The following is a 25,197-nucleotide window of genomic DNA, read 5'->3' as shown; positions in this document are numbered from 1 at the left end:
AAACTCAATCGAATTGTGGGTGAAGAGGGATAGCTGCCCGCCGACTTGGGGCAAACAGGTAACTCTTCCCCATGCCCAAAAACTCAATCGAATTGTGGGTGGAGTTTTTCATTGCACAATCAATCATTTTTCTTTGTTGACGGTTAACAGTTAACGCTCTATACGATGAAATATGCAACTTAAATGCCGCAGTCGCTTATTCCCAGTTGTTTGTTCCTGCGTTACTTTTGATATTTGGGTGTTACCAGCTTTCATCATATTTGGATACACCCTATAGATAGATGTAATGTAGTAAAAGCAAATCTAAATTAATTAGATATGGTAAACACTTGGTATATCTGTAGGCTTGGCTGACACCCAAGCCTTTTTTATAGCTGAATTATGCCAATTAAGCAATACCATAAACTTGCAATATTTATATCATGCAATAGATAGGGGCAATAAAATTTTTCTACATTTAATATGCGGTATATAAATGCCTGAGAAACATGTATATACCCTGGAATAAAATCTAGGGTCTTTTTTTCACAAGAATATATAGAATATTTCCTCTATACATAAATATTAATTATAAATCATGATGTTTGTATACACTTTATTAATAAAGGGTTGCTGTTGAAACAAGCCTTGTTTTATATATGTATCTGGCAAAATCATGCCATATCAGCTTTGAGAATTTTTGTATACACCTGATAGAAAGATGCTTTGTCAGCAGAGTCAGTCTAAATTAGTTAGATATGGTAAACACCTGGTATATCTGGAGGCTTGGCTAACATCCAAGCCTTTTTCATTTCTAAGTTAAATACTGAGAAATTTTTATATAGCGGTTCCCATTTAGATGGAGTACAACATTATATCGCGAGGTGTAGTAGCACAGCAGTGCCGTACCCGGGTGTACGTCACGCTTGTCGGGAAATGCTATATCTCCATTATTAAAGCTAGTTAATATTTTGACTAAATAAAGTGCTACCAGTTTTTAGAATATTGGGACACATCCTCTAGGAAGATGATCTGTAAAAAAAGTATGTCTAAATTAATCTAGTACGTTGTTAAGCACAGCAATGATCGAGGTTTGGTTCATGACCAAACCTTTTTCTTGTGAGTAACCAAATTATTTTTGTTCAGTTTTGAAATGATTTGCACACATCCGCTAGGAGGATGACACAGTTATGACAAGTCTAAATTAATCGTAGTGCAGTAAATGCTTAGTACATATAAATGCTTGCTTTAGTAAAACTGTGTTTATGAGTAATTAAGTAATTCTCTAGCAGGGTTTAGAAAATTTACACACATCCTCTAGGGAGATGATTTGTAAGATGAGTAAGTCTAAATTAATTGAAGATGTCTGTTTAAGCACTAGGATATATAGAGGTTTAGCACTCAGCTAAACCTTTTTTTTCTAAATGCAGATATAATTCCCTGTTTTCAGTATTGATCTTGGAGAGTGTGATAGTTCGGATGTCTGAAAGAAATAGGGCAACTACGCTCATTTATCTTTGGTGTCAGGACTCATGATGCGTAGACTTCCGGATAATCTGACTATGTAATTGCATTATTTAAATAAATACTATGCAATTACTGCATAGGGTGAGGTTTCATAGAGGCTCGCAAATGCGATTCTCATATATGGGAATAAAGATGAATACCCCTGGTACTGACCAGGGGTTTTTATTTAGATGTTTGTTAATCAGACGTTAGCTGAGAAAACAGGTTATCCCAATCAATCACAGGTGGTCTTGTGCCCTGATTGACAATCTCAAAAACTTGGCCTTCACTTGATGGATAAAGAATAGACTCCACACAAGCTGCTGCCACATCAATGCGGCTGGCATCACCTTGGAGTGTATCGCCCTTGCCCAGTACCACACCAAACTTACCTCCGGTTTTTGCTTTGAGTAGGGTGTTGAGGTCGTATGAAGTATAAGGGCCATCAATTAAGCGTCCCGGACGAATAATAGTGTAGGCCAATCCGGAACCAATGATCGCTTCCTCGCCCTTTTGTTTGGCATCTAACACCCCATATGCATTGAGAAGTTTCCAAGGAAACTCATATTTACGCAAAATCCCGCAGGAAGAGACGAAAACGAATCGCCTGAGATTCTCTGGTGCTGCTGCTACTAAGTTGCTCACACCTTCAGCATCAGTCTTAATCGGACTGTTCTTTGCCCTGCTGATACTATATTTGGGGTCGAAAAACAACTGCACCCATTCAATCAAGTTAGGTTCTGAGTCAAACTCCCATCGACTCGAAGGAAAGGCAGTAGTACCCGTGCAACAGATGATATGGGTGACATTCAGCATTGCGGCTGGGAGTGTATTGCTAGAGCGGATATCACCAACAGCAACTTCCACTCTGTTGTCAAACATCTTTGTGGCTTTTGCCGCATTGCGTGTGAGGACGCGAACCCGGAAGCCTCTTTCTAAAAGCTTGCCTACCACAAGCTGCCCTACTCCACCAGTTCCACCCGCAACTAACACCAAATCCTCAAATGAAGAAGTCATAATGGTCTCTCAGGTAGTCTATGGTTAATCTATTTAACAATGCTTCTCGTGCGTGGGTGCTATGACTCAACCCACGATTATGCAGGTATCACATCAGCAGAGAAAGCTATGTTTTCCTATGCTGACTCACTCCCAGTCAAGTTGCATGTATTAGAAGTAGGAATTTAGGTGAAAAAGCTCCTAATCAAAAACCCAGTCGTTTTGACCGGGCTTTTGAATAGTAGGGATATTCCCCGCAGGTTTAGTTATAGGAGGTTAGCATAATCTTGACATCACAATAAGGACTACCACACTGAGATGATCAGTTCCGGAAAATTCAGACAAAGATTTTAGAGACATGAGCAAGGTTAAGCTGAGTTGATGCTGATGAACGATATATTGAGTAACTGGCAAGAGTGGGTGACTGTGTTTGGCTATTTAGGGTTTACGGTATTGATTATCTGGTTTGTATTTACTACTCAGAAAAAATGAAACCTCCATCCCCTGGTGGGTGGAGGTTTTGAGAATGGATGCTGCAAAATTGAGGATAGGGAAGAATGTCAGTATCCAATCCCTCTTTATCAGCAACACCTTCGTTTTATTGAGCTTCGTGCTGATCAACAGATTTAATAGCAGCCCGATCAAGTCCAGAAAAGTTACGCAATGAGAACATCATGGAGTTGATCCGCTCGGCCTGTGCTTTCATAGCTAAGAGGATTTGAGGTAAGTTTTCTGTAAGAAAATCTAAATCAATTGCTTCTGCTTGGCGTCTGATTTCAATGTTTGGGTAAGGATAGTGCAACTGGTAGAGACGCAAAAGCTCGAGCAGTTCTTTGGTATAGTCGTTGGTGTAGGACAGATTACAGTAGATGAAATTAACTGGGTTTTTTATTTCCTGGGCTACACCCAGCGCCCACAACCCCAAGCTGGACATTTTTTCAGTTTTGATGAGTTGTATCTGTGCTTGTTGAATTTCGTTGAGGGCTTGTGTCAGTTGTTCAGCTTGTCCCGTGGCTAGTGATTCCGCCGCCCGACTGGTTTCGTATAATTGTGCTTGCTGGATGGCTAGGACTGCTTCATCTGCTAAACGTTGCAACAAATCAATTTCTGCATCTTGCCAATTTCTGGTAGCACGACACTCGTGAGCAATGATTAACCCCCATAATTGCGTACCCATCTTAATTGGGACAATTAAATTTGCTTGAATTTGCAGAGTCTGCAAAAACTGTCGATGACAGAGACTCAAATCTGGGGAGGTTGTGTTGTTGATGGCTCGGACTCTTCCGCGCAAGTAAAGGTGGGCATATTCATCAGGAAAGCATTCTAATGGTGTGATCATGCCCAGAATAGAGCCAAACTGAGCGTCCACATCTTCAACGATTACTTCACCTCTTAAATCGTCGAGAATCTGATAAATTAATACTCGGTCTGTTTTGAGGAGTTTTCGCACCTCCTGGACAATAGTTTGCAGCGTAATTTTGTAGTCTAAATTGCTACGTATCTGGTCTGAAACTTGCTTGATTACTTTGTTTAAATCTAAAGATTGCTGCAACTCGGCGCGTTCTCGGCTCATACCTTCCAGCTTAGTATTTAATACCTGCATCTGTTGATACATTTGCTGCTGCTGAATGGCGATCGCAAATTGCTCTGCTAAAGCCCGTCCCATGCTGATTTCTTCAGGCTTCCACTCTGGTGCTTGCTGTTTTTTCTGCTCTAACCACGCCGTAAACGAAAGTTGGGGTAGCCGTTGGCGCTCATGAGGATCGCGCTGTCCTGCCCACAATATTTCAGTATCAAATCCTGTCCGGAAAATGCTGAAAACACCGATGAACTGTTGCCGGAAATTGAGGGGAATGATCAACATTCCCCGAATGCGAGTTGATGGGAATAGGGGAGCTAAAACTTCCCAGTGCGGCTCTTTGTAGAGGTCTGTGATTGCCCAAATGTTACCTTGTTTACACTCAGCTAGCCAATCTTGCCACAGCAGATGCTGTTCGATGATGGTGTTTTCTAAGTCATTTGCCAGTGTTGGTTGTTCGCCCCAGGTGTATAGTTCCGCACTCTGTTCAATGTAGAGTCTGCCACCTACCCCATCAAATGCCGCAATCGTTGCTTCTAAGGCTGGCTGCAACTGAATTGTGGGTAGTGAATGCAATAGGGTGGTAACTCGGTTAACGATCGCTTGTCGCTGTTGTTCGGCACGGGTTTGGGTAAGTAGGTAACTTTGAGCGATCGCTATTGATACTTGATCGACAACTTGTTGCACCACTTGCACTTCTCGTTTCATATCTGGGCGCGGTGTGCTGTGGTGCGATACCAACAATCCCCATAGTCGAGGTTTATTTGATTCCTCTATGGGGTCTTGGTGTACAATTGGCACTGCCAATGAAGATTGTACACCCATTGCCGTTAAGTATTGAATATGACATGGGTCTACCGCTCGGTAGTAGAGATTTTCAATTTTGAGAGAGTTACCAGTTGCTGAACTCTCTAGCGGCCATAAGCCAATCCGCCCACTAGCCACATTCACAATCGAACGCTGCCGCGCCCACAGAAACATTTCTCGGTGTTCTGGAGGAATATCATCAGCGGGGAAGTGTAGCCCTAACAGTGAGGGTAGACGCTGCTGATCTATGGATTCGGCAATAACTTCTCCACTACCGTCGCTATCAAACCGATACATCATCACCCGGTCTGTACCCAAAAATGCACGAACTTCCGCAACAGTAGCTGTTAATATTTCTTGCAGGTCTAGCGATCGCCTAATTCGGGTTGTGATCCGATATAGTAAACTTGCCTCAGCAATTCCTGACTCCAGCACAGTGGGGTTATCGAAAAATTCCATTCTGTATTTATACGCATATATAATGTATGAAAAGTAGATGCTGATAACAAATGTAAGTAATGCAGGTCGCTAATTGTACTAATTGAGATTAGTTAGCTGAACTGTTTATTTGCATATTTTTGCACATTCCCCAAATTTTAATTCAGTATTTAAGTAGGGAGGCAATAGAACAAATGCGATTAATTTTATACAGTAAGCCGGGATGTCATTTGTGTGAGGGTTTGCACGAAAAGCTAGCACAAATCCAAAATATCGACTTTGAGTTAGAAGTCCGGGATATTACGACTCGTGAAGATTGGTTGTTAGCATATCAGTATGAAGTGCCGGTTTTGTTTTTATCCCACCGCCAAGGCGCTAAAGAAGAACCAGAGACGATTGAAAAACCCTTGCCCCGTCCTTCACCACGTGCTAGTGTGCAACAATTAGAGCAAATGCTGCGTAAGTATTTATCCAATTAGAAAAAAATAATGCAGAATAAGCGCAAGAGGAACGTGTGCCGAGGTTCACAAGATGAAATTGCGGGAATTAATAGCTGCGGTAGATGGTGTTGAGAAATTGCCTAGCAATCCTGGCTTTGCGGATGCAGAGGTGACAGGCTTGAAGACGAATTCCCATGCTTGCGGTGTGGGAGACTTGTTTATTGGGATGCCAGGAACGCGGGTAGATGGTGGGGAATTTTGGCCGAGTGCGATCGCCTCTGGTGCGGTAGCAGCAATTGTCTCCCCCGAAGCTGTACAAAAACAGCCCCCCACCTCTGAGGCTTTGGTCATTAGTGCGGTGAATATGACTCAAGCTTGTGGACAGATAGCCAGTGCTTTTTATGGTTATCCTGGGCAAAAGCTGAAATTAGTGGGTGTGACTGGGACTAATGGCAAAACTACCACCACTCACCTGATTGAATTTCTCCTAGGAAAAGCAGAACTACCAACAGCCTTGATGGGGACACTCTACACTCGTTGGCCTGGTTTTGAGCAAACTGCTGTCCACACAACGCCGTTTGCTGTGGAATTGCAACAGCAGCTAGGGGAAGCCGTGGATGCTGGTTGTGAATTTGGGGTGATGGAAGTAAGTTCCCATGCTTTGGCTCAGGGTAGAGTTCTGGGTTGTCAGTTTGAGGTGGGAGTGTTTAGCAATCTTACCCAAGACCATCTGGACTATCACCGCGATATGGAAGATTATTTTGCGGCGAAAGCGTTGTTGTTTAGTCCTGATTATCTCAAAGGACGGGCAATAATTAACGCTGATGATGCTTATGGTGAGAGGTTAATTGCAGCGTTGAGTCCAGACAGAGTTTGGAGTTACAGTGTCAACAATGCTGACGCTAATTTATGGATGAGTGACTTGAATTATGAGCCTAATGGTGTCAGCGGTACGTTGCATACACCAAAGGGTGATGTGGCTTTTAGGTCGCCTCTAGTCGGTCAATATAACTTAGAAAATCTCTTGGCGGCGGTAGGTGCAGTTTTACATTTGGGACTAGATTTGCAGTTGGTGGCGACTGCTATACCTGAGTTTCCCGGAGTTCCAGGGAGAATGGAACGGGTGCAAATCGTCCCTAACCAAGATATCAGCGTGATTGTCGATTATGCTCACACGCCGGATAGTTTGGAGAACTTGCTCAAAGCTGCCCGGCCGTTTATTCCTGGTAAGGTGATTTGTGTATTTGGCTGTGGAGGCGATCGCGATCGCACTAAGCGCCCCAAAATGGGTAAAATCGCTGCTGAATTAGCTGATGTAGCGGTAGTGACTTCAGATAATCCCCGCACCGAAGACCCTGAAAGGATTTTACAAGATGTGTTGGCGGGAATTCCTGATACAGTTACACCAATTGTGATTAGCGATCGCGCTACCGCCATTCGCACTGCTATCTTACAAGCACAACCTGGCGATGGGATATTACTAGCAGGTAAAGGTCACGAAGATTACCAAATCCTCGGCACCGAAAAAATCCACTTTGACGACCGAGAACAAGCACGAGAGGCTTTGCAAGCCAGACTCAGCATCTAAGGCAGGGGGCAGGGGGCAGGGGGAGAATAACCTATTGCCTATTCCCCATTCCCCATTCCCCATAAAATTCACATTAGCTTGCCACAGTCTATGCTAAATGATACACTCCATTAGTTTTACAAAACATAATTCATAATTCATAATTCATAATTCATAATTCTTGTGCTTGACTCATGAATGATTCTCTGGCTCAGGATTTGTCCATTTATCAGCTGGCTTTGGGAGTGCAAGTGTCTCCCCAACAATTGCGCCTCAGTCCTGCTACCCTGCTATCACTAGTTCGATCACAAATTGACTTACTGATTGAGCAGCAAATTGCAGCTACTTTATGGGTGAAGCTACCACCAGGAAAAATTTGGCACTCAGAATTAGTGCGTTATCAATCCTCTGTAGATGTTTCTGGCGACATTTATAGTTGTCACCTAGCGGAGAGACGAAAAGACAGAAGTTCATCTGCTTTGCCTTCTCCGGTTCCCACCTTCCATCATGTTGGCGTGCAATTATTACCAAATAGGACACTACAACGAGAATATTTTTTGATAGTTTTGTCGCCACAATTTAGTAGTTTAATTGTCGCTCACAGACCACTAAAAAGGCGCAAGACAAGACTTTTACCCAGGGTTAATCCCCATCAAGCTTTGCCCTTGCTAACAACGAGTAGCATTGAAGTAAAAGTTATTCAGCGTGCGTTAGATGGCGTCAAACAACAAGTGAGAACGCCAGCATTATCTACAATTGCATCTACTAATTTTATTTGCTCCAGTACACCTGAACCAGCGCTCTTAAGTCAGTTGTTAGCAAAACAACTCCAACGACAAAACGAAATTAATCATCAAATCACGACTCGGCAAATAGCCAAGTTGCAGCAGCAAAATCAAAAATTGCATAAAAAAGAGCAACTTAAAGATGAATACTTAAGCAATGTGTGTCAAGAGTTACGTACCCCTTTGACACACATGAAAACAGCACTTTCGTTGTTAAATTCCCCTAGCCTGAAACCCCCCCAGCGTCAACGTTACTTACAGATGCTGAATGCAGAGTGCGATCGCCAAAATTCGCTGATCACTGGTCTATTGGATTTGGTAAATTTAGAGCGGAATTTGGAGGGGATGTCCTTGGAATCGGTACGTCTCTCCGAGATTGTGCCGGGGATAGTCAGTACCTACCAGCCTGTAGCCCAAGAAAAAGGTATCATGCTCGCCTATACAGTACCCACCGAACTTCCTCCTGTTTGGTGTGTCAGTGGTGGAGTCAGGCTGATTGTGATTAATTTACTACACAACAGCATTAAATTTACCCCCAATGGTGGTCAAGTGTGGGTGCGCGCACGTGTTCACGGTGATTATGTCCAATTGGAAATCCGCGATACAGGTATGGGGATTGCGGAAAGCGAGATTCCCAAAATCTTTGACAGTTTTTATCGCGTGCGTTCAGGCGCAACTGAAGAATCTAGCGGGCCTGGTTTGGGGTTAACGATTGTACAGCAGTTGCTGTGGCGTTCTCGTGGCTTGATTTCGGTGAAAAGTAAGCCCTATGAAGGTTCAAGCTTTATCGTCCAGTTGGCGATCGCCCGTGACACACCAGGAGCATGAAAATAGGGACTGGGGACTGCACTTCCCTATCTGTTTTGAGAACCATAGTTTTTCATGCGTAATGGGAGCATCCTGCTCCCTGATGGTAGTAGCGGGCTTTTCGGACTGCACTACTCCAGGTTTCAAAATGGACGAGGTTTAGCTCCCATCCATGAGAGGTTAAAATAAAGTGCCTTTTGTCAATCAGCTAAGATATTCAAAATAGTTTTAATCAGTTGTTGACTGTTGACTGTTGACTGTTGATTGTTGATTGTTGACTGTTGGTGGTGTTTTTCTGTCAACTAGTGAATTGTCAACCGTCAACAAATCTGTTGACTGTCAACTACTAACCATCTATAAATTTCTATGCTCCCCTCAGTATTTAAAACTTGCATTCCTAGAGAAGAAATTTTAGCAGGGGAACTCTCCCCCGAATTATTCGCCGCCAAGCTACGACTGGTTGTGGAAGGGAAAGCGCCGCAAGTCTACCAAGAACCGACAGCCTTTTTCGCCAATACATTTGCTACCGATGGTTTAAAAACTTTAATTTCTGAAGTGTTCGGGCGTTTAATGGGAGAAGTTGTTGGTTCTCCTATTATTCGACTGGAAACCAGCTTTGGTGGCGGTAAAACCCATGATGAAATTGCTTTGTGGCATATTGCCAAAAATGGACGAGAGATTCCTGGACTAGACCGTTTTACTGATAATATTAATTTTATTCCAGACCGACCCATTCAAGCAGCTGCGATCGCTTGCCAAGACCTTGATCCAGTTAACGGTGTTTATCATACGGATACTGGCGTTACCACTTATACCCTTTGGGGAGAAATTGCCTATCAAATTAATGGTGTAGCAGGTTATAGCTTGCTTAAAGGTTCTGATGAACAGCGAGTCAGTCCAGGCACAGTGGTTTTAGAAAGGATAATCCAAGGGCAACCCACAGTCATTATCATCGACGAAATTGCCTCATACCTGAGAAAAGCCAAGGCTACTCTAGTTGGTAACAGCAACTTAGCCGGACAGGTAGTTGCTTTTTTATTCGCCCTCATGGATTTAGCAGCATCTTGTAATAATTTAGTATTTGTTTACACGCTGGCTTCCTCCACTGACAGTTTTGGCGAAGAAACCACCGAAATCCGGGAAACCATTTCCGCTACCGCGAGGCAAGAGCGGATCATTAAACCCAGCACTGATATTGAAATTTACAATATAGTTAAACAGAGGATGTTCAGCAGCATTGAAGCTAACGCTGCCAATAATGCTTCAAAAGAATATTTACAAACTTATAAAGCTAGTCGGATTAATTTACCAGATGGTTGCAAAGATGCACGCTATGCCGACAGTATCGAGCAGAGTTATCCCTTCAACCCGGAATTATTTGATCTACTGACTAAAAAGATTGCCTCCATCCCAAACTTCCAACGCACCAGAGGCGCTTTGCGGTTATTTGCTAGAGTTATACGTTATCTGTGGGACGATACTACTGCATGGATACCGCTAATTCATTCTCACCACATCCCTGTTGGTATTGAAGAAGAAATCACCAGCGATTTAACTACCCGTTTGGAACGTCCTTTGATGCGGATTACGATCCAAGCAGACATTTACAACAAAGATGGTAGAGAGGCACACGCTCAGTTACAAGATGCAGAATGGAAAGCTGCTGGTAAACCTCCCTTTTCAACCTGGGTAGCTCGGACTATTTTTTTGCATTCCATCACTCAAGGTATATCGGCGGGGATTCGTCGCGCCGAATTAAATTTATCTTTGTTGACACCAGGGCTAGAAATTGGTTTTGTTGATACTGCCTTAGAAAGGTTGAGTGAAGTTGCTTGGTACTTGGAAAATGATCCAATGACAACTTTGGCTCGTTTCAAGGAAGAACCATCAATCAATAAAATTATTGCCGAAGAAAAAGCTCAAGTTGGAATTACCGAGGCGAAGGATGATTTACGAAGTCGCCGCGATGCCATTTTTGCTAATAGACTACTGACGTTAGTTATTGCACCGGAATCACCAGCAGATGTGGATGACGTGTCCGATAGTATTGCCCTGTGTTTAATTGACTTTAACGAGGCGACTATTTCTGTAACTACCGAAGGGCCACCGCCAATGGTGGAGAAAATTTTTAATGAAACAGGTGAGTCGGGTAAATTCCGTACTTTTAGAAATCGTTTGTTATTTTTAGTTGCCAACAGGCAAGAATTAGAACGAGCAATTGACAATGCTAGGGAGTTTCGGGCTATTCAAAATATTCTAAATTCTCCCAATCGCTTGCAAGATTTATCAGAAAATCAGCAAAAACAACTCAAAGATAAAAAAGGTTCTCTTGATTTAGGAGTAAGAGTATCTTTAACAAATGCGTACCGCCATTTATTTTACCCTGCTAATGACCCAGTAAAAGCTCCCAAGGGTTTGATGCACTATACCCTTCCTGCCCAAGATTCTAGCGATGTGAAGGGTAAAAATAATCAACAAGATGTCATCTTAAAAGCACTGAAAGATTGTCAGAAAATTCGTGCTGATGATGCACCATCCTACGCCCCTGCTTATATTTTGCAGAAGGTATGGCTGTCTGGGTTAAACCATTGGACAACTAAAGCATTAAAAGAAGCTTTCGCCAAAGATTTGAGTTTAAATATATTTGTCGATGCCGAAATCTCAAAGCTGCGAGATACCATCCGCCAGGGGTTGCAGACTGGTAACTGGGATATGAAAGTAGGAGAAAAGCTGTTTATAAAAACCGATGACGGTAAAATTACCCTACCTGACTCCATAGAATTTTCTGAACGGATGGAACTCTACCGCCGGGGAATTCTGGAACCACCGAAACCGCGAGAAATTGAACTGAATGCTCAAGTCTTGTCCAGTACAGAATCGGTAAAACCTGTGCGGATACGGTGGAAAGCATCGGGGGCTTTGACGATTAAGCTGTATCAGGATGGGAATTTGGTTACAGGGGAGTTTCGCCCTAGTGATGAACATGAGACAGCGATCGCTAAAACCACAACTTTCAAAATTGTAGCTGACTACGGCAATGGCGAAGTAGAGGAAAGGGAAACCCTAGCGAAGATATTGGCTTATGGTACTGGAACACCCAGCACACCAAGCGCAGGCGAAGATGGGAATGGTTCGTGGGATGATTCACCTCTATTTAAAGCCAAACCGGAAGAATTTGATTTGGAGGGAACATTAGATCGGGTGTTTAATGAATTAGGCGATCGCATTCAAGATAATCAAGTTCAGGGTATCCAGTCGCTGGAAATCTCCGTTGGGCAAGTGATGGACTACCGTAAGTTGATGACGGCTTTCCCTATGTTGATCAAGCTACCCTTGCAAATCGACCAAACGGCAACTATTACTGTTAATGAACAGTTTATCAGGTTAGAGTATCAAGGGCCAGTCAAAGGATTTCAAAGTTTTCAGGGGGCTGTTAACACTTTGCTAAGTAGCCCGGATGTAAAAGCTGACGTATCGCTGAAGCTAGTATTTGAATTTTCATCTCCAGTGCAACCAAACGGCGCAGAAATCAGTAATATCAAACAAGCCCTGAATCGTAATCCGGTTGACAGGCTTTCTTTGACGGCGAAAGTAACGTATTAGTGTGAGCATCCCAAACGTACAAATATATTTGATTTTGTAGACAATAATGTAGGGAGCAAGATGCTCCCACTACTGTCTTTTTTGCTTGCATTGGAATGCTCCCGTATTAGTTGACGGTTGACAGTCAACAGTTAACACTTCTGTGAGCTTCTCAGTGCATCGCAGTCAACAGTTAACAGTTAACAAATATGCAAGAGTTTCAATTGCGAGTGGTTCCTACAGACAACAATAACTTTGCCCTGGAGTTGTATCAATGTGCTTATAAAAAAGCCGGTGAAAAAAAGCGTCCTTCTGCTAAAAGAATTGGGCGTTTAAAGGGCAATGCTTTAATTCAGGTGAAACAGGCAATTTATGATTCTTTGAAGGCGAATAATTATGACCCCAAAACCCTAAGTCACAATCGCCAAACTCCTTATGTTTTGAATGAGGAATCAGGGATAAATCTGGCATTATTGTTTCAGACTTTGCAACCGCTTTCTAAAATAGAACGCATTGCGAATATTGCCCAAGGGATTAGAGCCATGAGTTATGAAGAATCGCACTACTGGTTTGCCAAGATTAGCAATGGTAAACGTAATCAGGCTTTGAAAGCGATTAGAGTATTATTGGGTGATTAGTTGACGGTTGACGGTGAACAGTTAACAAATAAAGTTAAACCACATCTATTTTAATAACCATAGTTTAAAAAGTAGTGGGAGCATCTTGCTCCCTACCGGCAGTAGCAGGTAGCCCCCTACGGGCAAGATGCAGGTAGTGGGAGCATCTTGCTCCCTACGGGTAGAAGCAGGTAGCCCCCTACCGGCAGTAGCAGGTAGCCCCCTACGGGCAAGACGCAGGTAGTGGGAGCATCTTGCTCCCTTACAGGCAAGACGCGGTTAGCCCCCTGCTGGTATTAGCTCCCTGTGGGGTAGTAGCGGGCAAGATGCCCGCACTACTCTAGGATTGAAAATGGACGAGCGGTTTATTATCCCTGCCACCCCTTGAAGGAATGGGTTTCCCGCCACCTTTGATGACAGTTGACTAAATTTGATATTTTATTTATGCCACCTCTTTCTGAATCAAGCCATGCTGGATGAAACCACCTTAGAACAACGTTTAGTAAGTCTTGAAAAGACAGTAGCCGAACTCAAGCGCCAGATGTTAATAACTCCAACAAAAAATAATTGGCTCGAACAAGTCACGGGTTCTATTTCTGACGAGCAAACTTTTCTCGAAATTTTGGAGTATGGTAAATCTTTGCGTTACGCAGATAAACCCACAGACGAGATGAGCGAGCCAGCGTGAAGTACCTGTTTGATACTGACCATATCAGTTTTTTACAACGGCGTTCTGGTTCTGAATACGCAAGTTTAGCGGCTCGAATTGCCACATCTTCACCAGGAGATTTTGCTTTTTCTGTTATTAGCCTTCACGAGCAGGTTTTGGGTGCAAACGCTTTTATTAATCGCGCTCAAACATCATCTGGCACAATTCGAGGATATAATACACTACTAGAAATTCTTCAAGGTTTCTCTGTTGCTCCAGTTTTACCATTTGACGCAGGAGCCGCAGAAATTTTTGATGGACTAAGAGCGCAACGTGTTCGTATAGCTACAATGGACTTGCGAATCGCCTCAATCGCTCTTGCAAGGGGTTTAATTTTGTTAACTAGAAATACTCGTGATTTTAACCAAGTGCGAGATTTGATTACCGAAGATTGGACGATTAACTGACAATTGTAAACTGGTAACTTTTGTAAATTAAACTTATATAAACTTTGGCAGAGTTTTAAAAAACGATACTAATTTCATCCATAAAATTGAAATATAAAAAGCAATTACCACAATTAGAAAAGCCAAAAGGTAGATATTTTATTACATTTGTAACTTGGGAAAGATTAGAACTCACACCAGAAGCCAGACAAATTGTATTAGATGCTTGTAAGTTTTTTCATGAACAAAGATATGAGCTTTTCGCCGTTGTAATAATGCCAGATCACGTACATATTCTGATTCAACCCTTTCCCAAATCTGAAACAGAATATTGGTCAATTGGGAGTATTCTGCATAGTATAAAAAGTTATAGCTCCAAACAAATTCCGAAAGCAATGTTACATATTGGGAAAGTTTGGCAAGATGGTAGATACGACGAAATGATGAAAACCGAAGAAGAATTTAATAATAAATGGGAATATATTCGACAAAATCCCGTAAAAGCAGGTTTATCGATTACCCCTGAAGAATATCCCTTTTTATGGGAAACATTTTGATAACATCCTGTAGTGCGAGCGTCTCGCTCGCGTCATGGATAAAAGCGCGTCATGGATAAAAGCGCGTCATGGATAAAAGCGCGTCATGGATAAAAGCGAGTAATAGATAACAGCGAGCAAGATGCTCGCACTACAAAATAAATTCGTCAAATCGGGATGCAGCGATATGAAAACCCCGCGTTCATCTGCAAAATCGCGTGGAGAGTTAAAACCCGAAGTTGAGATTGAAAACCCGATATTAATATGTATGAAAAGGGATTATGTAGTGCGAGCGTCTCGCTCGCGTAATGAATAAAAATGCGTAATGAATAAAAATGCGTAATCGATAAAAGCGCGTAATCGATAAAAGCGCGTAATCGATAAAAGCGCGTAATCGATAAAAGCGCGTAATCGATAAAAGCGCGTAATCGATAAAAGCGAGCAAGATGCTCGCACTACAAAATAAATCTGGCAAATCGGGATGCACCGATATGAAAACCCCGCGTTCATCTGCAAAATCGTGTGGAGATTGAAAAACCCGCGTTTGGGTAGAGGCTAGGGTGTTGACTCTGTGCCTTTTTTCGGGGTAAAAGTTCATACAGTTTTTGTGTCTTCATAATCAGCCGAAAATAACATTTTTCGTTTTGAGAGTGTAGATTGACCAAAAACTTCATCTAGCCATGCTTCAACCGAAGTAAAACTAATTGTTGAGAGTGCATTTTTAACAACAGCAGTGGTTAGATCGATAGTAGATAAACAGATGGTTAGTAACATCTGACCCATCTCTTTAAATGGACAGCGTGCAGAAAAATGCTTATATTTTCCAAACAATGATTCAATGACATCAGAAGTAGCTAAAAAAGTACCATGTCCTGTGATTTTGTTACATTGAACAGCCAAGTAATCAAAAATATTCTGTTGAAAATCAGAGAGACAATTATCAAGAAATATAGATTGATTCTGCTGAAAATAGTCCAGAGATTGATGACTAAGTCCTGATTGTTTTAGTTGGGCTTCAACCCGGCGTGTTAATGACACCATTTGATGCCACTTCATTACGTCTAATTCATAATCAGCTAACCATCCTAATTTATCTCTTATTTTCTGAGTAATCATCAAAGGCTCGGCATCTGGCATTAATTTTAAGAGAGTTTCTGTCGGGGCATTTAACAGATGGATTGCCCAATCTGTCAAGATTTCCACATTAAAATAACGACACTGAGAACGTTGGGAAGGAGGAGATATAAAAGATAATTCTGTCTGTTGTAGTTTTTGCCTCGAAATATTACACTTTTGAATAAATGACTGATATCTATCATCCGTATCTAACTGACATTTCAAAAGCAAAGCCATTGCATGAGTTACATCATGAGTGTAAATTAATTCCGGATATTTTTGTTGATATAGCTTGATTCCACGAGCCAAGTCGCTACCATTGTCCGCAACTATTTGCACTGGCACACCCACTCTTTTACTTATTTTATCTAGCTGGTGTTCTATGAGTTCTCCTCTGGTAGAATCCATAATTTCTAATCCGAGAATTTCCACATCTTTGTGTGACACTCCTCTTTTTTTATCAATCACATTTGACTGAAGATTCTGCTGTGAAATTCCTAAAACCACTAAAGCTTTTTGTTTCCCTAATTCCACAGTTAAATCGACAATAAATATCCAATCATCTCGATATTCTTTTTCCCTTTTTAACTCATATATCCCGATTCTTCCTAACCATTTTCTGATACATGTGAAAGTAGGATTTGTCTGGGATTCCGAATTGTTAAATAACTCAAATACTTTCTCCGCTCCTCTAAGACTTATACCGCATTTCATCAAAAGTTCTAATGATTGCTGAATTGTTTTCGCGTCATAATGGTGACCTTTGATATTTAATTCTGTAGTCTCTATGTTTTCTCCTTCGGCTGACCAATCTTCTTTTTTTCTGATGACCCTCCTTCAATATTTTGTGATTTCAGTTTTGACTCTGCTGCCAGCGCACGGTTTTTCCATTCTTCCCTTGAATCTAATAAATCTCTCACCTTTATTTCTAATGCCCTAATCTTTTTATGTCTCAATAGAGCTTTTTCTTTCCAGTTATCTCGACCTTTTTCAAATAACCTTGCTAATCTACTAACTGGGCTTTTGAACTCTTGCATTGGTTTTGACTCTGCTAGATATCAACGACATTATTATTGTATGAAATAATTTCGCCTAAAAACCAACAAAGTCAACACCCTAGGTAGAGGCTGGTAGTGGGAGCATCTTGCTCCCTGCTGATAGCGGGCTTGCCCTCTGCTGGTAACGGGCTTGCCCCCTGCTGGTAGCGGGCAAGATGCCCGCACTACGCAATCCTCGCACTACAATATACATGAAATGAAATTTTCAATCTCCTACAATCCCTGATGGATAAACCAACCCCCAAATGCCCTGCTGTATTTATTGAAAAAATGATGCCTGTGCAGGTATTAAACGAGCAAGTGAATTTTGAACACGGGGGAAATCCATTTAAAGGATTACATCGCTGGTATTCGCGTAAGCCATTATCTTTTAGTCGCGCCAGTGTGTTGGCTTCTTTATTACCAGCAGATATCACAATGCAAGAGTTTGAATATTTGCTGGGGTTAGTACCGGGAAAGGAGGTAAAGCTATATAAAACGCCGCCAAATTCTGTGCAAATTAAGAAGGTGCAGGATTATTGTGAGAAGGTTTGGGGAACGCGCACACCCACTGTATTAGATGCCTTTGCAGGTGGTGGAAGTATCCCGTTTGAAGCGGCGAGATATGGGTTAAATGTGCTGGCTTCTGATTTAAATCCTGTGGCGGTGGTGACGATGAAGGCGGCAGCAGATCCGCAACGCCGCATTAAATTAATGAAGGTGGACAATTGAACTTATTCTGATAATTATTTTTGATTTTAATTGTAGTGCGGGCATCTTGCCCGCGTTTGTGTTATGTATAATATGTTTCGCGCGTTTTTAATACACCAGGGAGCAAGATGCTCCCACTACCTAATATTTTCTAAGAATAGCAATTTTCCCAATATTTCTACTTAATCTAGCAACTACAACTAATAGATTAGAGTTTTTCTAATGAAAGTTTTCCAGAAATCATTCAACAGTACGCTCCATTGCACCACCAAAACTTACAGCAACATCATAACCAATCCGTATAGTAAACAATCTAGCATTAGGGTTTTTCTGTTTTAACTTCAACGCTGTCTCTACACCAGTAGGATCAATCCCATATTCACCCGTTTCTGCATCAATCACAATCATCTTACCGATATTGTCACCCGACTCGACATTTTGACGAATACCGTTTTCATAAAACTGTTTAGCTCTTAGGGCTACTTCTTCTACACTCCAGAAAATTGATTGCATCACAATTAAGCTGTTGCGTATTTAATTTGTATATGCGAGGCGGGCAAGATGCCCGCACTACAATAATTTTACGTTTTCGTGTTATACAATTTAGCTGCACATCAGCTTACACCAAATGATTGCTTCTTCAACCATTGTAGTATTTAGTAGTATTTATTTGATAAAATTTGATGTAGGCGTTAGCCTGTAGTGACAGTATTCTGTCTTCGCTTAAAAGTTATGTATAACTACAATCCGTTAGAATGCCTACCTTCATCGGCAGAATTACCAGATTCAGATGATACCCCTGTGGATAACGAACTGCAAATATTAATTCCCAACTTATTGTTAGCTATCTTAGCCGCTATTTGGCAAAACCGCGATGACTGGTTTTTCGGCATTAACATGGGAGTTTACTATACACCCAATAAAGGAGCCATAGTCCCGGATGGATTCCTGAGTTTGGGTGTTGAACGTTTTGTGGGAGAAAATGGACGTTCTAGTTACGTTTTGTGGGAAGAAGAGGGGATTCCACCAATTTTAGCTTTAGAAGTTGTTTCTCAAACTTACAATGGCGAATATGAACAGAAAAAAATTGATTATGCAGAATTAGGCATTTTGTATTATGTCATTTATGCACCAACACGGCTACGTCGTAAGCGTCAACGTTTAGAAGTTTATCGCTTAATTAATGGTGAATACATTTTACAACCAGGGGATAAAATTTGGATACCCGAAATTGGTTTAGGTATTGGACGAGAACAGGGTACTTATCAAGGGCGAACAAGAGAATGGTTATTTTGGTATGACGAAAATGGTAATAGATACCAAACCCCAGAAGAACAATTGCAAAATTTATTAGCCAGATTACAACAGCAAGGAATCGACCCAAATACACTTTAATTTTGTTGACAGTTGACAGTTCATGGTTAACAGTTAACTATTATTTAGCAAATATAGGAGTAAATAGCAAATGAGAATTAGAGGAGTTAAACGTGGTCAGATTATAGAATTATTAGAACAAATTAACGAGATTCCTGATGGTCAAGAAATTATTGTTGATTTAAAAATTAGTGCAACTTCAATTGAGCAAACAAAACATTCCTTAACAGATTCAGAGAGATTAGCAAGACTCAACAAATTATTCGGGGCGTGGAAAGACCAACCTGATTTAATAGAAATCTTTAAATAAATAGAAGAACATAATTATTGATTATTAAAAATTACAGTGAATCGTCAAAAGTCAAGATATGCTACATTTAGTAAATTACAGTGTTTTAGCTCAAGTTAGATAAGAATTAAGTGAAAAACGTTGTACTTATAGCAGAACTAAACCACATCTATTTTGAGAACCATAGTTTTTCATGCGTAGTGGGAGCATCTTGCTCCCTGGTAGTATTAGCGGGCAAGATGCTCCCTGGTGGTAGTAGCGGGCAAGATGCCCGCACTACTCTAGGTTTTAAAATGGAGGAAGTTTACTACAAAAATTAAAAGCTTATGACAGCAAGCAATCTTAGACAGCAAATTTTAGAACATCTTGAAACATTACCAGGAGAACAGGTAAAAACTCTCCTGTTAACATGGCTGACTAATTCATCTGGGGATTTAGAAGATTTTGAGCAGTTACTTATAAATCAAGCTACTCAAACGACAGAAGAATCATTTGAGGTAGGTGAGATAGACACAGCATTAAATTTTCAACCTCTTACTGAAGCCCAAATGGTTCAGCAGAGCCAATCCGCTCTCGAAGCGTACCGTCGGACAGGTTCAGGAGTGGCGCATGACCGTGTGCGCGAATGGGCAGACAGTTTAGGAACTGAACAAGAACGCCCATGTCCCAGATAGTTTGGACACAAAGTGCAGTTAATGACTTAAATCGTCATTATGATTTTATCAAACTTAATAATCCTGATGCAGCTTCCCGCGCAGTACAAGCAATTGTCTCTTCAGGCGAGAGTTTACAGCAAAATCCTCGTCGAGGCGCAATTGTAGATGAAATAGCAGGGCTGCGAAAACTTTTAGTTTCTTTTGGTAAATACGGTTTTATAATTCACTACGTTATTCTTGAGGATGATGTTGTTATTTTACGTGTCTATCACGGGCGAGAAAATCGACCTCGTTAGTATTAATTTTCAAAGGATATAAACAACCGCATAATATGCCGAAAATTTTACGTGAATATCCTTGGAAAATTAGTTACACCAGCAACACCCATAACACTATCACTGATTTCTATATTCCTGCTTTAGAGTGTGCCATTCAATATGACCGGAAAGCAGGTTTTTTTAGCAGTGCTATCCTGAGTAAAGTTGCACGGGGTTTAGGTGCAATGCTGCACAACAAAGGGCGAATGCGGTTAATCATGGGCTGTCAGTTTAGCCCCCAAGATTTACAAGCAATTCAACAGGGATACGAACTGCGAGACGCATTGCTATCTCGTCTAGACGCGGACTTAAAGCCACCAGAAAGTTTTGCCCAACTCAAACACTTAGAAATTCTCAGTTGGTTAATTTAAAACCAGTATCTCGATATTAAAATTGCTATTCCTCTCAAAGAAAATGGACTACCAGAAGATAGTACACAGCAACTAGACCCACAGCATATATTTCACGAAAAAGTTGGCATTTTTACTGATAGCAAGGGCGAGAAATTAGCATTTAACGGTTCCAACAATGAATCTATCGGTGGCTGGGAGAGGAATGTAGAATCCTTTCACGTTTATTGTTCTTGGGAGGGAGGAAGGGAACTAGATAGAGTTGAAGAAGAAGTAGCGAGATTTGAGCAACTTTGGTATGACGTATCGCCTAACGTGCGAGTTTTTGAAGTTCCAGAGGCGGTACAGAAAAAGCTGTTGCGTTACGCAAAATCTACTAAACCTGATTGGAACTCTCAAATAGAATTTGATACTCGACCTCTGACAAAAGAATTAAACGTTGTTGGTTTGGAAACCTGGAGTAGTGCGGGCATCTTGCCCGCTACTACCAGTAGGGAGCAAGATAGAGATATCAGTAGGGAGCAAGATGCTCCCACTACGAAAACTGAAATAAACAGTGAACAGTCATCAGTCATCAGTCAACCGTCAACCGTAATCAGTGAACAAGAACGGTTGGCATTTACTCAACTTGCCAATATTCATGAACATCCCGGCTGCTTGGACTTTTGTTTAAAATCAATTCCCATTCACCCCTGGCCACACCAAATTAAAATCCTGCGCCGCGTTGCTCAAAATTTTCCCCAAAGTTTTCTCATTGCTGACGAAGTTGGTTTAGGTAAGACAATTGAAACTGGTTTAATTCTGCGTTATCTGCTGTTGTCCAAAAAAGTGAAGCGGGTACTGATTTTAGCACCTGCTAGCGTTCAACCCCAGTGGCAAGAAGAATTGCGGGAAAAATTTAATCTGCATTTTTGGAGTTACACATCTACAGAATTTAAAGACCCCTACAAGCGTACTATCCCCGCAGCAGCTAATCCCTGGAATACCCAAGATTTAATTCTGGCTTCTTCTCATTTGGTGCGAAGAACTGACAGAATGCACCAGCTACTATCAGCAGAACCTTGGGATTTAGTAATCTTAGACGAAGCCCATCATGCACGTCGCAAGAGTCCCCAAGACCGCAAGGAAACACCCAATCGCTTGTTACAGTTAATGACACAGTTGAAGGAGAAGACAAAATCCCTGATTCTTTTATCAGCAACTCCTATGCAAATTGATGCCATAGAAGTTTTCGACTTGTTAAACCTGCTGGGATTGCAAGGGCATTGGAGTTATGGCGATAACTTCTGCGATTATTTCGCCTCGCTACAAGGTGCTGTCAAGCAGGAAGTAATTAATTTTTGGCAAGTCATGTCTAGCGATTATTTTCAGCGCGGCGGACAACCTTGTTCTAGATTAGAGCAGTTTTTGACCAAGAGCGATCGCATCCTCGCTTACAAAATGCAGGATACTTGGCAACGGGGAAAGAAAATCTCTAATCACAAACAATTATTGGCAGATGAAGACTTTATCGACACCTCACGCCAATACTTGACAGTGAATACTCCCCTAAAAGACTTGATGTTCCGCCACACCCGCGACACTCTCCGACAATACTATCAGAGGGGACTGTTAGAGCGGGATATTCCTACTAGAGTTGTGCAGGATAATGCTATTACGCTGGAACCCCAACGGGAAGTACCGCTTTATGTAGCTGTCAGCGACTATGTACGTCACTTTTACCGACTGGCACAAATAGATCAGCGTTCTTGTTTGGGTTTTTTGATGACCCTTTACCGTAAACGTTTGACCAGTTCATTTTATGCTATCAAGTCATCTCTGCAACGTCGTTTGGATTATTTGTTAACTCAACGGGGAAGCGTTTTAAGTGACGACGATTTAGTAGATGTGGATAATGAGGATGATGCAGTGATTGCTGGGCTGGAATCTTTCTTTGAACCAGTAGACCCCCAGGAAATTCAATATCTTGAAGAATTACTACGCCAATTTGAAAACACTGGGGAAGATAGCAAACTTTCTCGCTTTATTCAAATTTTACGCCAAGAATTAACTGACCGAGAAAGTGCGATCGTTTTCACCCAGTACACTGACACGATGGACTATCTACGCGATACATTGAAGGAATTGTACGGTAGTCAAGTGGCTTGTTACTCCGGTCGTGGCGGAGAATTGTTGACAATTAACAGTTCACCGTTGACTGAACAATCCAGTCAACAGTCAACAGCCAACAGTCAACCAAATTGGTGTCTAGTTCCCAAGGAAGAAATTAAACGCCGATTTCGCCAAGATGAAATCAAAATTCTCCTTTGTACTGAATCTGCTTCTGAGGGGTTGAATTTACAAAATTGCGGTGTGTTGATTAATTATGATATGCCTTGGAATCCTATGCGGGTCGAACAGCGTATTGGGAGAATTGACCGCATTGGACAAAGATACCCGACTGTGCGAATTCACAATTTTTACTATGATGGCACGGTAGAGGCGAAAGTTTATCGAAAATTGCGCGATCGCATTAATGCCTTTGCCACTGTTGTTGGTAATCTTCAGCCGATTCTAGCCCAAGTCCCTACCTTTATTGAACGGGCTGTTATGAGTGCTGATCCAGAAGAAGAGGATGTTTTAATGTCTCAATTCGATTCTGTGTTAGACAGCCCACCGCCTCGTCTAGCTATTGAAGAAATGGTAGCAATGGATTTAGAAGCTGACTTAGTAGAAATTCAAAAACCAATCACCTCTACCCCTTTTACGCCAGAAACTATTGAGCAGTTATTCACCGACTCAACAATTTTAAAAGCCAGTGGTGTGCAGTTTGAGAGAAGGAGCGAACGTACTTGGCAACTGAATTATAAAGGGCAGAATTACATGGTTACTTTTTACCCTAATATTTTTGATGAAATGCCTTCACTACGATTAATGAATTTTGGCGATCCCTTGTTTGAAAAAATGCTGCAAGCAGTTGATTATTGACTGGTGACTGTATTGTTTCGGTTAACCGTGAACCGTTTTGAGTATTTTAGCTGATTGACAAAAAGCGCTTTATCTTAACCCCTCACGGATGCCTCACTCCTAACTTTTGCTTGGACTAACTTCCAAAGGCAGGAAAATAGTCAATACTTCCCCATCGTGGGGACGCTGACGCACAATCAGTTTGCCACCGATCGCCTGAAATAAATGCTTAGTAGCAGCCAGATTAAGACTAATCGTACCCGTTTCCGGTTGAAACATCAGTAATTGACCAAGCGCTTTACGAATTGGCGGTTTTGCAGGCGTAGGGGCTTTACTAGTATCTTTGCACTGGAGTTGTGGTGATAATTGTAACTTTAATTGGTCTCCAGCCGGGATGACATGTACTTGAATGTGACTACCAGGAGGTAAGCTGCGAGTGAAGTTTTCCATCAAACCAGTCAACACCTGATCCAACATACTAGGATTGCTCACCACCGTTGGTAGTTGCTGCGGTAAAACCACATCTAAAGTTAAGTTTCGCCGATTGGCTGCTTGTTGCCAACGGGGAATACTTTGCTGTAACACCTGATCCAAAGACATTGGTGTCAGTTGCGTGCGTGTAAATTTCACTGAGGTGGATGTTTCTAATTCTGCCGCCTTAAACAGCAACTCCATCCGATCAATTTGCTCAGTACACTCATGATCGATAACTTCTAAGCGACTAATCACATTAGCAGGTAAGTCCCGCCGTTTTAGCAGCAACCGCGTCATCGTGCGAATCGTTGTCAAAGGAGTCCGGACTTCGTGAGCAAAGGCTTGCAGCAATTCTACATCAGGCCGGGGAGAGACGGAAGGGCAGACAGGGAGAGGGGGAGAGTAAGGAACATTTCCCCTATCCGCTTCTGGCTCTGTGAATTCTTGCAGCAACAATTGACTAAACTGAATTACAGTGCGGTAATCAGGCGTTATTGGGAAATACTTTTGGACTATTGTATCCAGTTCAGCGAAAAAATCTGGATTAGTCAGCATCACCCTGGCTCCTAATGCTCGCCAAGCCTGCTGTACAACCTCTGGCTCAAAAGAAAACGAAAACGTTTTTTGGCCGTTTTTGTGTGCAGCTAAGACTAAAACTAGAGTAAATTTATCTGTAAATACTAGGCAAAACTGCTCTCTTCCTAGAGGATCGGCAGGTAGTAGAGGCAGTACCGATTCATGAGGAGTAACTTCATCTATTGTAGCGATCGCTATTGGCATCTGAAAGGGCATCAGTGCCAAAGGGTTAAATGGCTTGGCCGTAAAAGTTACTCTCCGTAAGCTTTGAGTCAGCTTTGGCTGACTAAATAGGGGTGCTGGTGCTGCTAAAACTAATCCTTGGGTTCCGTCAGATGCAGCATTCCCTAAATTATTGATCAGCAGATGTTCTGTTGCTGCTAGACTGACACGCCATTGCTGTTCTGCTTTAGCTGGTGAACATTCAGCTACGGCTGATTGGCTTGCAACTAAAACTTCGCTCAGACTTGGCAAGATCCATTCGTACACAGGTTTTCACCCCTTAATTCCATAGCGACTAACAGCTTCTAGGTGAGGCACTCCACTATTAATTACGAGCGTATAGTCATTTGTGTACTCATGACAGTCGTAGAACCGAACAATATAGGCGCAATTTC

The 25,197-nt window shown here is 41.8% G+C and carries 21 protein-coding genes; 15 read left to right on the top strand and 6 right to left on the bottom strand.

What is annotated here, in order from left to right:
* Positions 1–1,683: 1,683 nt before the first annotated feature.
* Positions 1,684–2,502 carry an SDR family oxidoreductase gene (locus tag CAL7507_RS19530; protein WP_015130217.1) on the bottom strand — a complete coding sequence of 273 codons (819 nt, stop codon included), beginning with the start codon at positions 2,500–2,502 and terminating at the stop codon, positions 1,684–1,686.
* Positions 2,503–3,079: 577 nt separating this feature from the next.
* Positions 3,080–5,326, bottom strand: a complete 2,247-nt coding sequence (locus CAL7507_RS19525) for a GAF domain-containing protein (protein ID WP_015130216.1) — start codon at positions 5,324–5,326, stop codon at positions 3,080–3,082.
* Between the two features lie 173 nt (positions 5,327–5,499).
* On the opposite strand from CAL7507_RS19525, the gene CAL7507_RS19520 reads away from it, so the two are divergent.
* The 8 genes from CAL7507_RS19520 (at position 5,500) to CAL7507_RS19485 (ending at position 14,755) form a co-directional block, all read left to right on the top strand.
* Entirely contained in the window at positions 5,500–5,784 is a 285-nt protein-coding gene (locus CAL7507_RS19520; RefSeq protein ID WP_015130215.1) for a glutaredoxin family protein, read from the top strand.
* Between the two features lie 52 nt (positions 5,785–5,836).
* Positions 5,837–7,333, top strand: coding sequence for a UDP-N-acetylmuramoyl-L-alanyl-D-glutamate--2,6-diaminopimelate ligase (locus CAL7507_RS19515; protein ID WP_015130214.1), 1,497 nt, complete (start codon positions 5,837–5,839; stop codon positions 7,331–7,333).
* A 173-nt stretch (positions 7,334–7,506) separates the two neighbouring features.
* Entirely contained in the window at positions 7,507–8,925 is a 1,419-nt protein-coding gene (locus CAL7507_RS19510) for a DICT sensory domain-containing protein (protein WP_015130213.1), read from the top strand.
* Positions 8,926–9,270: 345 nt separating this feature from the next.
* Positions 9,271–12,507, top strand: a complete 3,237-nt coding sequence (locus CAL7507_RS19505) for an ATP-binding protein (protein WP_015130212.1) — start codon at positions 9,271–9,273, stop codon at positions 12,505–12,507.
* Positions 12,508–12,695: 188 nt separating this feature from the next.
* Positions 12,696–13,124, top strand: coding sequence for a hypothetical protein (locus tag CAL7507_RS19500; protein WP_015130210.1), 429 nt, complete (start codon positions 12,696–12,698; stop codon positions 13,122–13,124).
* A 448-nt stretch (positions 13,125–13,572) separates the two neighbouring features.
* Complete coding sequence (locus CAL7507_RS19495) at positions 13,573–13,791, top strand: hypothetical protein (protein ID WP_015130209.1); 219 nt, start codon at positions 13,573–13,575, stop codon at positions 13,789–13,791.
* Positions 13,788–14,219, top strand: coding sequence for a type II toxin-antitoxin system VapC family toxin (locus CAL7507_RS19490; protein ID WP_015130208.1), 432 nt, complete (start codon positions 13,788–13,790; stop codon positions 14,217–14,219). Before CAL7507_RS19495 ends, CAL7507_RS19490 begins: the two co-directional genes overlap by 4 nt.
* An 86-nt stretch (positions 14,220–14,305) precedes the next feature.
* On the top strand, positions 14,306–14,755 hold the full coding sequence (locus CAL7507_RS19485; protein ID WP_015130207.1) for a transposase: 450 nt from the start codon (positions 14,306–14,308) through the stop codon (positions 14,753–14,755).
* A gap of 573 nt (positions 14,756–15,328) precedes the next feature.
* On the opposite strand, the gene CAL7507_RS19480 is transcribed toward CAL7507_RS19485, so the two are convergent.
* The gene (locus CAL7507_RS19480) at positions 15,329–16,564 is read right to left on the bottom strand and encodes a hypothetical protein (RefSeq protein WP_015126938.1); all 1,236 of its coding nucleotides are present in this window, start codon (positions 16,562–16,564) and stop codon (positions 15,329–15,331) included.
* A gap of 71 nt (positions 16,565–16,635) precedes the next feature.
* Positions 16,636–16,887, bottom strand: coding sequence for a hypothetical protein (locus CAL7507_RS19475; protein ID WP_015126937.1), 252 nt, complete (start codon positions 16,885–16,887; stop codon positions 16,636–16,638).
* A 246-nt stretch (positions 16,888–17,133) separates the two neighbouring features.
* On the opposite strand from CAL7507_RS19475, the gene CAL7507_RS19470 reads away from it, so the two are divergent.
* The gene (locus CAL7507_RS19470) at positions 17,134–17,619 is read left to right on the top strand and encodes a DUF1156 domain-containing protein (RefSeq protein ID WP_015130204.1); all 486 of its coding nucleotides are present in this window, start codon (positions 17,134–17,136) and stop codon (positions 17,617–17,619) included.
* 219 nt (positions 17,620–17,838) lie between these two features.
* Here the strand turns inward: CAL7507_RS19470 and CAL7507_RS19465 are convergent, their stop codons facing one another.
* Positions 17,839–18,111: a hypothetical protein gene (locus tag CAL7507_RS19465; RefSeq protein WP_015130203.1), complete on the bottom strand. Its 273-nt coding sequence runs from the start codon at positions 18,109–18,111 to the stop codon at positions 17,839–17,841.
* A gap of 219 nt (positions 18,112–18,330) precedes the next feature.
* Here CAL7507_RS19465 and CAL7507_RS19460 point away from each other — a divergent pair, with 219 nt between their 5' ends.
* The 6 genes from CAL7507_RS19460 to CAL7507_RS19440 all read left to right on the top strand — a co-directional run bounded on the left by CAL7507_RS19460 (position 18,331) and on the right by CAL7507_RS19440 (position 23,551).
* Entirely contained in the window at positions 18,331–18,993 is a 663-nt protein-coding gene (locus CAL7507_RS19460; RefSeq protein ID WP_015130202.1) for a Uma2 family endonuclease, read from the top strand.
* 70 nt (positions 18,994–19,063) lie between these two features.
* Positions 19,064–19,282 carry a hypothetical protein gene (locus tag CAL7507_RS19455; protein WP_015130201.1) on the top strand — a complete coding sequence of 73 codons (219 nt, stop codon included), beginning with the start codon at positions 19,064–19,066 and terminating at the stop codon, positions 19,280–19,282.
* Between the two features lie 305 nt (positions 19,283–19,587).
* The gene (locus CAL7507_RS19450; RefSeq protein ID WP_015130200.1) at positions 19,588–19,935 is read left to right on the top strand and encodes a hypothetical protein; all 348 of its coding nucleotides are present in this window, start codon (positions 19,588–19,590) and stop codon (positions 19,933–19,935) included.
* Positions 19,923–20,213, top strand: a complete 291-nt coding sequence (locus tag CAL7507_RS19445; protein ID WP_015130199.1) for a type II toxin-antitoxin system RelE/ParE family toxin — start codon at positions 19,923–19,925, stop codon at positions 20,211–20,213. The genes CAL7507_RS19450 and CAL7507_RS19445 overlap by 13 nt, the downstream gene beginning before the upstream one ends.
* Positions 20,214–20,248: 35 nt before the next feature.
* Positions 20,249–20,605, top strand: coding sequence for a hypothetical protein (locus CAL7507_RS33155; protein ID WP_236556782.1), 357 nt, complete (start codon positions 20,249–20,251; stop codon positions 20,603–20,605).
* Positions 20,606–20,899: 294 nt separating this feature from the next.
* A complete protein-coding gene (locus CAL7507_RS19440; protein ID WP_236556781.1) occupies positions 20,900–23,551 on the top strand; it encodes a DEAD/DEAH box helicase in 2,652 nt (883 codons plus the stop codon).
* Positions 23,552–23,650: 99 nt separating this feature from the next.
* Here CAL7507_RS19440 and CAL7507_RS19435 read toward each other — a convergent pair whose 3' ends face one another.
* The gene (locus tag CAL7507_RS19435; RefSeq protein WP_015130198.1) at positions 23,651–25,069 is read right to left on the bottom strand and encodes a sensor histidine kinase KdpD; all 1,419 of its coding nucleotides are present in this window, start codon (positions 25,067–25,069) and stop codon (positions 23,651–23,653) included.
* Between the last annotated feature and the right edge of the window lie 128 nt (positions 25,070–25,197).

The sequence above is a fragment of the Calothrix sp. PCC 7507 genome (genome assembly GCF_000316575.1).
Lineage (GTDB): Bacteria > Cyanobacteriota > Cyanobacteriia > Cyanobacteriales > Nostocaceae > Fortiea.
Note: the sequence above shows the minus strand (reverse complement) of the source record. Positions and strands in the feature narration are given on the sequence as shown.

Excerpts from the sequence above, each read along its gene's own strand:
- CAL7507_RS19530 (WP_015130217.1), bottom strand. The coding sequence starts at position 2,502 with ATGACTTCTTCATTTGAGGATTTGGTGTTAGTTGCGGGTGGAACTGGT.
- CAL7507_RS19525 (WP_015130216.1), bottom strand. The coding sequence starts at position 5,326 with ATGGAATTTTTCGATAACCCCACTGTGCTGGAGTCAGGAATTGCTGAG.
- CAL7507_RS19520 (WP_015130215.1), top strand. The coding sequence starts at position 5,500 with ATGCGATTAATTTTATACAGTAAGCCGGGATGTCATTTGTGTGAGGGT.
- CAL7507_RS19515 (WP_015130214.1), top strand. The coding sequence starts at position 5,837 with ATGAAATTGCGGGAATTAATAGCTGCGGTAGATGGTGTTGAGAAATTG.
- CAL7507_RS19510 (WP_015130213.1), top strand. The coding sequence starts at position 7,507 with ATGAATGATTCTCTGGCTCAGGATTTGTCCATTTATCAGCTGGCTTTG.
- CAL7507_RS19505 (WP_015130212.1), top strand. The coding sequence starts at position 9,271 with ATGCTCCCCTCAGTATTTAAAACTTGCATTCCTAGAGAAGAAATTTTA.
- CAL7507_RS19500 (WP_015130210.1), top strand. The coding sequence starts at position 12,696 with ATGCAAGAGTTTCAATTGCGAGTGGTTCCTACAGACAACAATAACTTT.
- CAL7507_RS19495 (WP_015130209.1), top strand. The coding sequence starts at position 13,573 with ATGCTGGATGAAACCACCTTAGAACAACGTTTAGTAAGTCTTGAAAAG.
- CAL7507_RS19480 (WP_015126938.1), bottom strand. The coding sequence starts at position 16,564 with ATGAAATGCGGTATAAGTCTTAGAGGAGCGGAGAAAGTATTTGAGTTA.
- CAL7507_RS19475 (WP_015126937.1), bottom strand. The coding sequence starts at position 16,887 with ATGCAAGAGTTCAAAAGCCCAGTTAGTAGATTAGCAAGGTTATTTGAA.
- CAL7507_RS19470 (WP_015130204.1), top strand. The coding sequence starts at position 17,134 with ATGGATAAACCAACCCCCAAATGCCCTGCTGTATTTATTGAAAAAATG.
- CAL7507_RS19465 (WP_015130203.1), bottom strand. The coding sequence starts at position 18,111 with ATGCAATCAATTTTCTGGAGTGTAGAAGAAGTAGCCCTAAGAGCTAAA.
- CAL7507_RS19460 (WP_015130202.1), top strand. The coding sequence starts at position 18,331 with ATGTATAACTACAATCCGTTAGAATGCCTACCTTCATCGGCAGAATTA.
- CAL7507_RS19455 (WP_015130201.1), top strand. The coding sequence starts at position 19,064 with ATGAGAATTAGAGGAGTTAAACGTGGTCAGATTATAGAATTATTAGAA.
- CAL7507_RS19450 (WP_015130200.1), top strand. The coding sequence starts at position 19,588 with ATGACAGCAAGCAATCTTAGACAGCAAATTTTAGAACATCTTGAAACA.
- CAL7507_RS19445 (WP_015130199.1), top strand. The coding sequence starts at position 19,923 with ATGTCCCAGATAGTTTGGACACAAAGTGCAGTTAATGACTTAAATCGT.
- CAL7507_RS33155 (WP_236556782.1), top strand. The coding sequence starts at position 20,249 with ATGCCGAAAATTTTACGTGAATATCCTTGGAAAATTAGTTACACCAGC.